The 14,044-nt window shown below is 60.7% G+C and carries 8 protein-coding genes; all 8 read right to left on the reverse strand.

The features are described 5' to 3' along the window. Nucleotides 1-9: 9 nt before the first annotated feature. Nucleotides 10-2,091: a potassium-transporting ATPase subunit KdpB gene (kdpB, locus tag ACTHND_RS02900; RefSeq protein ID WP_440175798.1), complete on the reverse strand. Its 2,082-nt coding sequence runs from the start codon at nucleotides 2,089-2,091 to the stop codon at nucleotides 10-12. A 162-nt stretch (nucleotides 2,092-2,253) separates the two neighbouring features. Next, complete coding sequence (gene kdpA / locus ACTHND_RS02905) at nucleotides 2,254-3,972, reverse strand: potassium-transporting ATPase subunit KdpA (protein WP_440175800.1); 1,719 nt, start codon at nucleotides 3,970-3,972, stop codon at nucleotides 2,254-2,256. Between the two features lie 29 nt (nucleotides 3,973-4,001). After that, a complete protein-coding gene (locus ACTHND_RS02910) occupies nucleotides 4,002-4,094 on the reverse strand; it encodes a potassium-transporting ATPase subunit F (RefSeq protein ID WP_440175802.1) in 93 nt (30 codons plus the stop codon). 203 nt (nucleotides 4,095-4,297) lie between these two features. Next, entirely contained in the window at nucleotides 4,298-5,638 is a 1,341-nt protein-coding gene (locus ACTHND_RS02915) for a GntP family permease (protein WP_440175803.1), read from the reverse strand. Between the two features lie 3 nt (nucleotides 5,639-5,641). After that, complete coding sequence (locus ACTHND_RS02920) at nucleotides 5,642-8,653, reverse strand: glycosyl hydrolase family 28-related protein (protein WP_440175804.1); 3,012 nt, start codon at nucleotides 8,651-8,653, stop codon at nucleotides 5,642-5,644. Nucleotides 8,654-8,720: 67 nt separating this feature from the next. After that, the gene (locus tag ACTHND_RS02925; protein ID WP_440175805.1) at nucleotides 8,721-9,248 is read right to left on the reverse strand and encodes a gluconokinase; all 528 of its coding nucleotides are present in this window, start codon (nucleotides 9,246-9,248) and stop codon (nucleotides 8,721-8,723) included. Between the two features lie 211 nt (nucleotides 9,249-9,459). Continuing rightward, a complete protein-coding gene (locus tag ACTHND_RS02930; protein ID WP_440175806.1) occupies nucleotides 9,460-12,384 on the reverse strand; it encodes a TonB-dependent receptor domain-containing protein in 2,925 nt (974 codons plus the stop codon). A gap of 351 nt (nucleotides 12,385-12,735) precedes the next feature. Further along, entirely contained in the window at nucleotides 12,736-13,773 is a 1,038-nt protein-coding gene (locus tag ACTHND_RS02935; RefSeq protein ID WP_440175807.1) for a LacI family DNA-binding transcriptional regulator, read from the reverse strand. Between the last annotated feature and the right edge of the window lie 271 nt (nucleotides 13,774-14,044).

Here is a 14,044-nt window from a genome sequence, read left to right on the forward strand (position 1 = left end):
TCGGGTTCCTTAAGCCAAACCAACAGCGGCCAGGCCCATATCGATCAGCTTGATGCCGATAAACGGGGTGATGACGCCGCCGAGGCCATAGATCAACACATTGCGGGTGAGCAGGCTCTGCGCCCTGGCCGCGCGATATTTGACGCCTTTCAGGGCCAGCGGCACGAGCGCGATGATGATCAGGGCATTGAAGATCACTGCCGCCAGTATGGCGCTCTGCGGCGAGGCCAGGTGCATGATGTTGAGCAGCCCCAGCGCCGGATAGGTGGTGGCAAAGGCCGCCGGGATGATGGCGAAATACTTGGCCAGGTCGTTGGAGATGCTGAAGGTGGTCAATGCGCCGCGCGTCATCAGGAGCTGTTTGCCGATCTCGACAATCTCGATCAGCTTGGTCGGGTCACTGTCGAGATCGACCATGTTGCCGGCTTCCTTGGCGGCCTGGGTGCCGGAATTCATCGCCACCGCCACGTCGGATTGCGCCAGGGCCGGGGCGTCATTGGTGCCATCGCCGACCATGGCGACCATCTCGCCGCCGGCCTGCATCTGGCGGATATATTTGAGCTTGGTCTCCGGCGTGGCCTGCGCCACGAAGTCGTCGACACCGGCTTCCGACGCGATGGCGGCTGCGGTCAGCGGATTATCGCCGGTGATCATCACGGACTTGATCCCCATCTTGCGCAGGTCGGCCAGGCGCGCCTTGATGCCCGGCTTGACGATATCCTTGAGGTAGACCACGCCCAGCACCTGCGGGCCTTCGGCGACGGTCAGCGGCGTGCCGCCCTTGCGGGCGATATCGTCGATCTGGGCGGTCACTTCCGATGTTACCGCGCCGCCTTTCAGGGCGACCAGCGCGGCAATGGCATCGCCGGCGCCCTTCATGATATGGCGCTCATTGACCACGATACCGGAAAGGCGTTGCTCGGCGCTGAAGGGGATAAAGGTGGCTTCCACATCGTCGGCGGTGCGCTCGGCAAGGCCGAACTGCGTGCGGGCGAGTGTGACGATCGAGCGGCCTTCCGGGGTCTCGTCGGCCAGAGAGGCCAGTTCGGCGGCCTCGGCCAGTTGCCGGGGAGTGACGCCCGGCGCCGGGAAGAACTCGACCGCCTGGCGATTACCGAAGGTGATGGTGCCGGTTTTATCCAGCAGCAGGACATTAACGTCACCGGCGGCTTCGACCGCACGGCCGGAGGTGGCGATGACATTGGCCTTGATCAGGCGCTGCATCCCGGAAATGCCGATGGCCGATAAAAGCCCGCCGATGGTGGTCGGGATCAGGCAGACCAGCAGAGCGATCAGCACGACGATGGTGATAACTGAGCCGGAACCGGCGCGCGCCACCGAAAACAGCGAGAAGGGCAGGAGGGTGGCCACGGCCAGCAGGAAGATCAGGGTCATGGCGGCCAGCAGGATCGACAGGGCGATCTCGTTGGGCGTCTTCTGGCGCTTGGCGGATTCCACCAGGCCGATCATGCGGTCGAGGAAGCTTTCACCGGGATCGGAGGTGACGCGCACCCGGATCTGGTCGGAGAGGACACGCGTGCCGCCGGTGACGGCATCGCGGTCGCCGCCGGATTCGCGGATGACGGGCGCGCTCTCACCGGTGACGGCGCTTTCATCGACCGAGGCAATGCCCTCGATGACCTGGCCGTCGGCGGGGATGACGTCGCCGGCCTCGATCAGGACGAGGTCGCCCTTGCGCAAGGAATTGGCGGCGACGACCGTCATCTGGCCCGATTTGTCGAGCTTTTTCGCCGACACATCCTTGCGGGCGGAGCGCAAGGAATCGGCCTGCGCCTTGCCCTTGCCTTCGGCGATGGCCTCGGCGAAGTTGGCGAAAAGCAGCGTGAACCACAGCCAGAAGGTGATCAGGCCGATAAACCACAGGGGCTGGCCGCCTCCGATGAGGCTTTTTGGCGCAGCCAGCATGACGGCGAAGATCAGGGTGGTGACGATCGAGCCGATAAAGACAACGAACATCACCGGATTGCGCACCTGATAGGCCGGGTTGAGGCGCTGGATTGTTTGTTTGAGAACAGAGCCGAGATCGGCGCCTTCAAAGAGGCTGGATTTTTTAGCGGTTATAGAGGACATTTTGTGTCTTTCTGAATTGTGCTTTCTTCTCCTCCCTTGCGAGCCTCTTGGCGAAGCGGGGGAGGGGGACCACGAAGTGGTGGAGGGGGCATTTGTCCTGGAAGCCCCCTCCGGCGAGACTACGCTCGCCACCTCCCCCGCTGTGCAGGGGAGGAGAAGAGGTTAGCCCTTGATCATGATGAGATGTTCAACCACGGGACCGAGCGCCAGTGCCGGCAGGTAGGTCAGGACACCGACCAGCAGAATGACGCCGATCAGAACCGCGATGAACAGCGGGGTATGGGTGGGCAGGGTGCCGGCGGAGACGGGAACGGCCTTTTTGGTGGCCAGCGAACCGGCAATGGCCAGGACCGGCAGCAGGACGAAGAACCGTCCAAACAACATGCAGATGCCTAAGGCCGTATTGTAGAAAGGGGTGTTGGCGCTGAGGCCCGCGAAGGCAGAGCCATTGTTGTTGGCCGCTGAGGTAAAGGCGTAGAGGGCTTCGGAGAAGCCTTGGGCGCCGGGATTATAGAGCCCGGCCTTGCCCCAGGGCGTCAGCACCGCCACCGCCGTGCCGATCAGCACGAAGGCACAGGGGGCGAGGATGGCGATCGAGGCCATCTTGATCTCGAAGCTCTGGATCTTCTTGCCGAGATATTCCGGCGTGCGGCCCACCATCAGACCGGCAATGAAGACGGTGATGATGACGAAGACCAGCATCCCGTAAAGCCCGGAGCCGACGCCGCCATAGATGACCTCGCCAAACTTCATCAGCAGCATGGGGACCGCGCCGCCCATAGGCGTGAAGCTGTCGTGCATGGCGTTGACCGAGCCGTTGGACGCGGCGGTGGTGGCGGTGGCCCACAGGGCGGAATTGACGATGCCGAAGCGCGTTTCCTTGCCTTCCATGTTTCCGCCGGCCTGTGTGGCCGAGGCCAGCTGGTCGACGCCGAGCGCTGCGAAATGCGGGTTGCCGCCCTGTTCAGCCGAAACGCAGAAGAGCGTCAGTGGCACGAACACCAATGTCATGGCGGCCAGCACGGCAATGCCCTGGCGTTTGTCGCCGATCATTTTCCCAAAGGTAAAGCAACAGGCCGTCGGGATCAGCAGGATGGCCAGAACTTCGAGAAAATTGGAGACCGGTGTCGGGTTCTCGAAAGGATGAGCGGAGTTGGTATTGAAGAAGCCGCCGCCATTGGTACCGAGCATTTTGATGGCTTCCTGGCTGGCGACCGGGCCCAGGGCAAGGGTTTGCTGCGCGCCTTCCAGGGTATGGCCGGTGACATAGGCATCCAGGGTCTGGATGACGCCTTGCGAACCCAGCAGCACGGCCCAGACCAGGGCGAGGGGCAGCAGGACATAAAGCGTGCTGCGGACCAGATCGACCCAAAAATTGCCTATGCCTTTGGCGGACTGGCGGGAAAGACCCCGGATCAGCGCCGCCATCACTGAAATGCCCACCGCCGCCGACAGGAAGTTCTGCACGGTCAGGCCGAGCATCTGGCTGGCATAGCCAAGCGTGCTTTCGCCGGCATAAGACTGCCAGTTGGTATTGGTGATGAAACTGACCGCTGTATTGAAGGCGAGGTCCGGCGTCAGGTCGGCCATGCCCTGCGGATTGAGGCCCAGGTGGCTCTGGAACAGCAGGAGCAGGTAGAGCAGGGCGAAGCCGCCGAAGGAAAAGACAATGACGGCGGTGGCGTAAGCTTTCCAGGTCATGTCTTCGGAGGGCTTGATGCCAAGCGTGCCATAAACGGCGTTTTCGACCGGCGCCATGAAAAGGCGCTCGGCCGTGAGGATTTTAGCCATGTAAAGGCCAAGCGGCCAGGCGAGCGCGATAAGCGCAGCCAGATAAAGGGCAAGCTGCAACCAGCTATTGCCCGTGAGTGCATAGGACATGTGACAGTCTCGGATTTATGGCTCGAATTTTACGGAAAGAGTTCGGGCCTGATCAGGGCGATGATCAGATAGCCCGCTATGGCCACGGTGATGAGGCCGGCCGCGACATAGAGAACGGTCATTGCCCGTCCTCCCGCAGCTTTTCGCAATATTCGACGAATGTCTGGCAGATGACGAAGAAAATGCCGCCGATCAGCAAATAGACGATGCTCATGAGAACCTCCTGTGATGGAGGCTGTTTTAGGCGCTCAGGCATATGCCCGGCGTATAATCACCGGACGCCGTCATATAGTTTCCGTATATGCACTGGCAAAAGCCGTCTGCGCTATTTCAGAAACTGATTGAGAATGAGGACGAAAATCAGTCCGAATATGCCGACCAGGCCCTCCATCAGGGTCCACGACCGCAGGGTGTCCTTGACGGACAGGCCGAAATATTCCTTGAACATCCAGAAGCCGGAATCGTTGACATGGCTGAACATCAGACTGCCGGCGCCGACCGCCAGCACCATGAGGTTCGGATCGACCCCGCTGGCCTTGACCAGCGGCGTGACCAGTCCTGCGGCGGTTAATCCGGCCACCGTCGCCGAGCCCAGGGACAGGCGGATGACCCCGGCGATCAGCCAGCCCAGAACCAGCGGCGGTACGGGCAGGCTCTTTAGCAGAATACCAAGCTGATCATTGACGCCGCCATCGACGAAGATCTGCTTCAGGGCGCCCGCGCCAGCGATGATCAGCAGGATCGGGGCGATTTCGCGCAGGGCCGTGCCCGAGCCGGTCATGAGTTCGCCCAGCGGCTTGCGCCGCCCCAGGCCCAGGGTCACCAGCGCCACCATGACGGACACCAGCATCACGATCATCGGATTGCCGAGGAAACTGATGAGTGCCTTCTCGGATGCATCGAGACCACTGGCATAACCAAGCAGGGTGAAACCGGTCAGGAGGATGACCGGCAGAAGCGCGGTCAGGAAGCTGTTGGCCGTTGACGGCAACTGGTCGTCCGGAATCTCCTCCGCAACGAACAGCGCCGGTGGATTGGCCTGGATGTGCCGGACGCTCAGGGCGAAGACCGGACCGGCGATCAGGGCGGTGGGAATGCCGACGATAAGCCCGTAGATCAGGGTCAGGCCCATATTGGCGCTGAACATGGGCACGATCGCCGCTGGTGACGGATGCGGCGGCAGGAAGCCATGCGCGATGGACAGGCCCGCCATGACCGGCACCGCGAGGAATACGATCGGCTTCCCTGACTGGCGCGCCACCGAGAAAATCAGCGGCACCAGCAATACGAACCCGACGTTATAGAAGAGGGGAATGCCGACGATAAAGCCGGTCAGGCACAGGGCCAGGGCAATGCGCTTGTCGCCGAACAGCCCGATCAGAACCTTGGAGATCTTTTTGGCCGCGCCACTGTCGGCAACGATCTTGCCGAAGATGGCGCCGAAGGCCAGCAATACAGCGAGGGAGCCCACCATGTCCCCGATGCCTTGCTCGATCGAATGGGTCACCTTGTCGAGCGGCATTTGCAGCAGCAGGGCGGCCAGGATCGATGCCACGACAAAGGCCAGCAGGGGCTGGACCTTGGCCCAGGCGATCATGACGATCAGGGTCAGTACCGCGGCGAGGACGATGACCAGGGCGGTCGTTTCCGGGGACAGGGCCAGCATGGATCAGAAGCCTTTCACATCGAGGCTGTAAAGGCGGTGATGCGTGAGAATGAACAGCGTCTGGCGGTCGGGGCCGCCGAAGATCAGTTGCAGCGGCCGCTCCGGCGTATCGATGCGGCCGAGGGGTTTGCCTTCATTGTCATAGATGAAGATCTGCCCGTTGGCGACGAACAGCCGCCCCTTGGCATCGACGGTGACGCTTTCACCGCCGCGGTCGGTCAGTGGCTTCAGATCGGTCAGGCTGCCGCCCTGTCCGACCTGCCCGCTGTAGATCCGCCCTTCGGAGCCGTTGCTGACCGTCACCCGGTCGCCGGGCTTGCCCGTGACGAAGCCGTAGGTGTCGAGCGTATCGGACCACCGCCAGCCCTGGAAGTTGGTCGGCCCCTGCCTGTAGACGCGGAAGGCCGGCAGGACCAGGCTGCCATCCGGGGAGATATATTCAAGTGGCTTAGGGGTAGCGACGTCGTGCGCGAACATCTCCGCCAGCGTGGTGAAGGTGTAGGTCTTCGGATCGAGCTGGTCGCGGAATTCGCCGTTGTTCCAGAAATTACCGGGCAGGGCGGTGACCGCGTCGGTATGCGCCGCGACCGGCGTGGGCGCAATGCGGGTCAGTTCCGGCGTGGCGGTCCACGGATCGAGGCTGTAGACCGTGGCGTCCGGGCCATCCGAGGACAGGACCATCAGGTGCCCGGATTTATCGACGGCCAGGTTGACCGGGTCGAGTGCGGCATCGCTGACGACTTCCAGGCCGCGTCCTTCCGACCAGCGATAGATGCGGTGGAAGTGATGGTCAACGAAATAAAGATTGCCTTTGTCATCGACCGCGCCCCCGGCGATCGAATAGAACCCGTCCTCCAGCTTTTCGACCTTCGCTTCCGTCAGGCCGGCCGGCACGGGCGCGGAAGCGGGCGCCGGCGGCGTGGCCGACACGTCGAGCACGGCGAACTGGCGCTCACGCACCTCCAGCTTATGCGTCATGTCGGTGATGGCGTTTTCAAACGGAAACTTGCTGGCGCGCAGATAAGTGCCGCAGCCGTTATCGTCGCAGGTGGCAAAGCCGCTCTCGGCATTTGTCGACATATTGCGGAAGCGGATATTGTCAACATTGAACAGCCTGACGGCGGTCGGTGCCGGTTTCAGGCTGCGGGTCACGCGGTAGGCGTGGTAATTGGCGAACAGGATGTTTTTCGAGTTGCGCACTTCGAGCGACATCGATTCCAGCCCGTCGATCACTTCCTGCTCGGTCTGGGGCGCCAGGAATTCCCAGTTTTCCACGTTGTCGAGGACGATTTCATGGCGGTTGTGGTGTTCGGCCGATAGTTCGTAGACATGGCCGGGCGTTTTGGTGTTGCTGACATAGAAGCCCGAGTCCGACATGGTATTGGGCGTCCAGTTGGCGACAAAGGTGCCGCCGCCGCCATCGGTCACCCAGATGCCGGGATGCTGGCCGTCCATGCGGAACTTCGGATCGGAAAAATCGACGCGCTTGCCATTGGGCAGGAGGGTGCCGTGACCGCCGTGGATGCGGACATCTTCCACCAGCGAGCCTTCACCCGCCTTCCAGAGCAGCGCCGTGGCGCGCGGATTGACGCCGCCGGTGAACAGGCCGATGCCGGTGATGATCGCATTGCCGCTCTTCGCGCTTTCAACCAGGGCTTTAGCATTGCCGACGCCCTGATAGGCCGGCGTATTTTCGGCCAGGGTGATCTGGGTGGCGCTCGGATGCAGGGCAATCAGAACCGTGTCCGGTCGCAGGTGCAGGGTGTCGCTGACCAGGTAATGGCCAATCGGCAGGTAAACGACGCGATTATTATCGATGGCCTTTTGAAGGGCCGCCGTATCGTCGGCCACGCCGTCGCCGATAACGCCCTGGCTGCGGACATCCGCCCACTGATCGACAGGCGGCAGGGCCGGCAGCACAGGACCACCCCATTTGGGCAGTTGCGCCAGCGGCTTGGCCTGGAAGTGGGTGTCGAAATGCCCCATTTCGCCGAGGCTGTCGATTTTCAGCCCATAATTGAAGGCGCCGATCTGATACGCTTTGGCCGGTCCTTTGACGGTTTTCCCGGAATCGCGGAAGCGAGCGAAAACCGGTACGTTTGCGGCCAGGGCGTTATCGAAGCCGATCTGGGTAAAGGGGCTGTTCTCATTGCTGATGACCACGGCGGCATTCGATACGCGCTCGAACCGCACATCCTTGCCCCACAGGCTGTCGCTGTAGCCCTTGTCGATATCGATGCCGGTCGGCGTATCCTTGATCGTGACGTTGACAAGGGTGAGATCGACCTCGTGCTCGCGGATAGCGGCATCGCGCTGGCCTTCAAAGTGCGAGTCAATCAGGGTGAACTGCCAGGCGGGCGAGGTCTTTTCCGACACTATGCCATAGCGGCCACCGTAGAAGTGCAGGTCTTCGGCTTCGTTACCGGCCTGGTATATACCGGCAAAGCCTGAGCCGATATGGAAGTCGATGTGGCTGAGGTAGCCATGCTGGGCGACACGAAAACGCACGGCCACCGCGGCCGGATTGCCATCGCCGATTTCAAAATCGATGTTGGACAGCGCCGAATAGAACGTCCCTGAATTGGCGTCACGCACATCGGGCTGGCCCGGCGTCGCCGAAAGCACCGGTACGGGTACGGGGCCTGTGGCATATTGATCGGCGCCGGTGAAGGTCACCATCGTTTTCACCCCCGCGTCGAAGCCCGGCGTCCGGTCCGCCAGGACAAGCGTGGGCCGTTTCGCGCCTTCGCCAAACAACCGCACCGCTGGCGGCACGAGCAGGGTCCGCGTGAGGCGATAGCGGCCGGATGGCAGCCAGACAATACTGCCGGCGCCGGATTTGGCGGCGGTATCGATCGCGGCCTGGATCGCGGCCGTATCGTCGGTCTTGCCATCGCCCACCGCTTTCACCGTTATGGCCAGCGGATCGTGGGGCGCGGTCACGAAAATCGACTGGCCGGCCTGGGCCGATGACCAGATGCCAAAAGAGAGAACGGTCAGGGACGCGGCGAGCATCCAGTGTTTTTTGGGCCAATATTTGCGTACCATAAGCGTAACCTCAATTCCGGTGTGGGGGGAGGGATCAGGTGGGGAGTTCGGTCAGGGCCGAAAGATACCCCATGACCAGGTTGACGGACTGGGCGGTGGTGGGCGTACCATTCAGGATCAGCACCCGTTCATCCGGCCGGGGCGGTTCGAGTATTGCCAACTGACTGTCCACTAAGCTCGGCGGCATGTAATGGTCAGAACGATGGCGCAGACGGGCGCGCACGACCTCGACCGGGAGATTCGGGAAGACGAACAGAATGGGGTGCCCGGTCCGCAATCTCAGAAAATCGCGGTAAATATATTTAAGGGCCGAGCAGGAGATGATGACACCACTGCTTTCATCAGCGCTGCCCAGCACATCGGCGACGCGTTCCAGCCAGGGCCAGCGGTCATCATCCGTCAGGGCGGTGCCGGCGGACATCTTGGCGATATTCTCCGGGGGATGGAGATCGTCCCCTTCGATGAACCGGTATCCTGTTGCCTCGGCCAGCGCATTGCCAAGGGTGGATTTGCCGCACCCGCTGATGCCCATGATGACGATCGCCTTCGCCGAAAGTGTCAATGCGTTACCTCGGAGCCCGACAGGGACGTGGAATGAAAAGAAAAAACATGCTTCCAGGCGCCCAGGGAGAAGGCTTCGCCTGAAAGCATGTAGCTCGAATATCGCTGCGCTCACGCTTGCCAGGATATCGCGCCAAGTGGGGGAGAAAAAAACGCTCCAATAAGGAGCACCGGATATCTGCCGCCAGGCAGCGGATATCCGGTGGGTGGTTTTAGAAGTTGAACCGCAGGCCTGCGTGGTAGAAGCGGCCGAGCGTATCATAGAGCGCCGGGTTTACATCGAGGCCCGTATTGGTCTGGGGCGATGGCTCCGGATCGACATTGAACAGGTTGTCGATCTTGAAGTAGGCCACGACATTCTTGTTGATGTTGTAGGAACCGGCCAGATCGACATAGGTCGCGCCCTTCATGGTGTTGTTGTCCAGGGTCGGGTTGTTGGAGGTCGAAACCGGGCATCCCGTGCTGCAAACCACATATTGCGTACCGATCACGCCGTTGCTGAACCAGCGTTCCTGCAGGGTCAGGCTGTAGGTCGGCGTCGAATAGGTCTGGACGAACAGCGCTTTCCAGTCAGGCGTCGCACCGGAGTTCTGTCCGGCGGATTCCGAAGGAATGGTGCCCGGCAGGCCCGGTACGGTGGTGAAGTTATGCACATTGGTCGCCAGGCCACGCAAGATCAGGTTGCCCTGCAGACCGAGCGGGCGCGGCATCTGATAGCTCAGTTCATAATCGACACCGCTCGTCTTGATCGAGGCGGCGTTGATGCTGCCGACATTGACATACGGATTGGCGCCGGTCAGGTCGAAGGCGTTACAGGCCGCCGGCACGGAGCCGTCAAAGCAGTACTGCACGAGCTGGGTGGCGTTGGGGCCGGAGGCAATCGCGTCTTCCAGCTTGATGTCGTAATAGTCGATCGATGCGCTGAAGCCAGGCAGCCAGTCCGGGTTCGAGAGAACGGCCCCGAAGGTGAAGTTTTGCGCGATTTCCGGCTTGAGGCCTGGGTTCGAGCCCTGGTTCTGCGAAATGGTCAAAGTGGTGTTGGTGAACGGATTGGTGAAGTTCGGCATATTGGTCGAGGTGGTCGGGCCGAACAGGTCGTTCAGGTTCGGCGCCCGCACGTCCTGGGACCGGACGGTGCGGAAGCGCAGCCCGCTGAGGGGGGTATCCCAGGTAAAGCCGACCTTCCAGGCTTCGGCATTGCCCGCCGTGCTGTATTTTTCGGCACGGCCGGCGACGTTCATGTTGAGCTGGCCGGTCGCGTCGGAATTGAGCAGCGGCACGTTAAATTCCAGGAAGGCTTCGATAACGTTGAAGCTGCCTGTGCCGTTGCGATAGTTGCCGGCGTAGAAATTGCCGCCGCCGGTGCTGAGCAGCGGATCGGCCGGATAATCGGCGTTATAGGGCGTGGTCGTGCCGTTGCCATAGGGATCGGCCACGGCGCTGTACCATTCGCGGCGATATTCCGCGCCGGTCGCCATCGAAACCGGGCCGGCCCACAGTGAGAAAGGCTCGCCGGAAATGCTGACGGCGGTCACGTCCTGCGTCTGGATCGTGTTCTGGTAGGCGCCGATGGGCGGTTGCAGATAGGCGATGGCTGAGGCGCTCGGCGTCTGGTTGCCGATGACATTGATCGGCTGGCAGCCGTTGGCGCGGGCCACCGGATCACGGCAGACGATGACGCCATTCTCTTCGACCGCATCGATCGCGGCGGTAAAGCGGGCCTTCAGCAGGAGATTGTGGACATAGATATCCGAGTTCTGCTTGCCGTGCTCATAATAGGCGTCGTAGTTCCAGTTGCTGCCAAACAGCTCGAACTTGCCGTCGGCGCCGACAACAAACCGCTCCTGTTTACGCTCGGTATTGACGCGGATATTTGGCAGGAAGGGCGTGACCGTGCCCATCTTGAAGCTGGTGATGCCGTTCAGGCCGCACTGGGTGACAATCGCGTCCGGCACATACGGGTTCGAGCACTGGATGGTCAGGCCCGGTTCGGTAAAGCCGGGGTTCGGCTGGTTGTGCGTATCGACCTTGGCCAGGTTGATGGTGAAGTAGATTTCGTTGTCCTCGTTCAGATCGAACGAGGTGCGATTATAGAAGTTCGACCGGGTGATGGCCGATTGCAGGCTGGCCCCGACGCCGACATTGGCTGAGGTGTCGCCGCCAACGCAGAAGCCGATATAGCAGCCCGCGACCGTGCCGGCTGCATCCTTTTGCGGTACGCCGTTCGAGCCATAGGCGAAGTTATACGGATTGCCGTTCTGATCGAAGGCAATGCCCTGCAGCGGGCCGGAGGTGATCAAACCATATTTCGAATAGGTGGTGGATTGAGCGTGATCGACGTTCACGTACTGCGGTGAGCCATTATTGGTGATGCCGGTATTGACCAGGGTTGAACTGCGATACCAGTCACGGCCGTTGGCGGCATTCTCGCCAAAGTCGCCGGCTTCGACGCCGTCTTCCTTGTGGTATTCAACGGCGAACTCGGTGTGCAGCTTACCTTCCAGGAAGGACTTGCCGAAGGCCATCTGGACCAGCCCCTGCTTGTCATCGCCATAGGTCGTTTCACCCATTTCGACATTGGCCTTGAAGCCCTCGAATTTTTTGTCGGTGATGAAATTGACGACGCCGCCGACGGCATCGGACCCCCAGGAAGCGGAGGCGCCGCCATTGACCACGTCCACGCGCTTGAGCAGCAGTTGCGGGAACAGGCTGATGTCAGGGGCGCCGGTGCCGATATTGGAAGGGACGACGCGCTGGCCGTCGAGCAGGGTCAGGGTGCGGCTGACGCCCAGGCCGCGCAGTGCGAAGGAGCTGAGGCCCTGCTGGCCGCTCGATGTGCTGAACGTATTGGTGGCCACGCCGCTGGAGCCTTGCAGGGAAGGCAATTGCGTGATCGTGGTGAACACGTTCGGCTGCGCCATGTTGGCGATGTCCGTCGTGCTGATGGAGGTTGTCGGGGTAGGGGCCTTGAAGCCGCGTGATGTGATGCGCGAGGCGGTGACGATAACGACAGTGGTGTCATCGGGCTTCTCAGTTTGCTGCGGCGCGGGCTCGGCCGCCAGAACGGCGCCCGCAAAGGCGCAGAACGCCAGCAGCGACCCTGATCCGATCAAGATGTTTCGCTTCGAGTTGTGCATATTCTTTCCCAATCCTGTTTGAAAACAATGTGGTGCATTATGACAGCGCTAACATTGTGCGCGGGCATTTTCATGCCGCTTTTTATCGCATAGCATTGCGTTCTCTGTCTTATGCTTTATAAGTATAATGACAGCGCTAACATTGTTTGGTTTTGTAAAAGCCCGACCGTTTCCGGGCAGGCAAGGGCATTTCCTGTGTCATATTTTATTACATGATAGCGCTATCAGATGGTAACGCTGTCATGCGAACGTCACTATGCGTGAAATTTCGCCGGAGTCAAATCCGATTTTTAAAAAATGTCTGAGTTGATCCCGCTGCGGTCAAATTTTATCACGGGTGCAAGCCGGTTTTCAGGCACTTTCTCGAGGCTTCAGTTCAAAACCCAGATCGATGCTCGAACGGTTTACCCTTTGATGTTCGATAAGGGACAAGAGCATGTTCGCCCCCTGAACACCGATATCGAATCGCGGCGTGGCGATTGTGGTCAGCGAAGGCACGGTCGAAGCCGAGGCAGAAAGGTCATTGAAGCCGGCGACGGCCAGTTGCGACGGCACGGGAATCTGTTGCCGCGCGCATTCGAAAAGGGCGCCCTGCGCCAGGTCGTCATTACAGAAAAAGATCGCGTCGGTGTCGGGGGCCTGTTGCAGAAGGCGCTGAAGCAAGCGGCCGCCCAGGGCGATCGAGGACGGATCCGGCACCATAAGCTCGCGCCTTGGGTCATAAAGCCCGGCTTCCACAAGGGCGTCGCGGTATCCGCGGCCGCGCGCCAGAGTACGCGAATCAAGCTGGGAAGCGACAAAAGCGATGCGTTTGTAGCCCTTTGCCAGAAGGTGTTGTGTCATCGCCTTGCCGGCGGCTTCCTGCGAAAAGCCAACACAATGAACGTCAGGCTGGTCGGACAATTCCATGAGATGCACGACCGGCACGCCGGTCTTTTCAAGCAGGTGCCGCGTCGATTCCCGATAGTTCAGGCTTGGCAATATAATGCCGTCGGGATCGAAGGCCAGATAGGCGCGGACGAGCGCATCCTCTTCTTCCGATGAATAATGGCTGACGCCCAGGAGCATCTGGTATCCGCGCGGCCGGAGGATTTTGTCGATACCATTCAGTATGTCGACGAAGACGGCGTTGCCTAAGGAGGGGATGATGACCGCGATATTCATGGACCGGGCGGAGGCCAGGGTACTCGCGGCTCTGTTGCGGACATAGCCAAGCTCATCGGCCACCTTAATTATCCGTTCGCGCAATTCGTCCGCGACCTTGCCCGGATTGCGAAACGCCCGCGACACGGTAATGCTTGATACGCCGAGTTTCGCGGCAATATCGTCCAGTGTTGCGCGCCCCGAACTGGAGGCCCGTACACTGCGCCTGGCCGACTTGTCTAACACTTTGCGTGCCGCCCCCTGACTATTGCCGAATATCTATCTGTACGCATTGCTGAGGACAAGTCCGAAGGGGTTTTACCGGGCGATTGTTTGATTTAGACAAATTCGGCACGGTTATTCAATGACAGCGCTATCATCAAAGGTGCGCAGTGTCAAAAAATAGTGGTGTGATCCGAGGGAAAGTCGGCCGCACCGGCCCGCACACGATTTTAGATCATCACCTAAGGGGTAGTTGTGTAGCGGCGGAACCGGTGGGTTCCGCCGCTTAAAAGTT

It is taken from the genome of Asticcacaulis sp., assembly GCF_051954415.1.
Lineage (GTDB): Bacteria > Pseudomonadota > Alphaproteobacteria > Caulobacterales > Caulobacteraceae > Asticcacaulis.

Coding starts and splice junctions, on each gene's coding strand:
- ACTHND_RS02915 (WP_440175803.1), bottom strand. CDS start 5,638: ATGCTGGCCCTGTCCCCGGAAACGACCGCCCTGGTCATCGTCCTCGCC.
- ACTHND_RS02930 (WP_440175806.1), bottom strand. CDS start 12,384: ATGCACAACTCGAAGCGAAACATCTTGATCGGATCAGGGTCGCTGCTG.
- kdpA (WP_440175800.1), bottom strand. CDS start 3,972: ATGTCCTATGCACTCACGGGCAATAGCTGGTTGCAGCTTGCCCTTTAT.
- ACTHND_RS02910 (WP_440175802.1), bottom strand. CDS start 4,094: ATGACCGTTCTCTATGTCGCGGCCGGCCTCATCACCGTGGCCATAGCG.
- ACTHND_RS02920 (WP_440175804.1), bottom strand. CDS start 8,653: ATGCTCGCCGCGTCCCTGACCGTTCTCTCTTTTGGCATCTGGTCATCG.
- kdpB (WP_440175798.1), bottom strand. CDS start 2,091: ATGTCCTCTATAACCGCTAAAAAATCCAGCCTCTTTGAAGGCGCCGAT.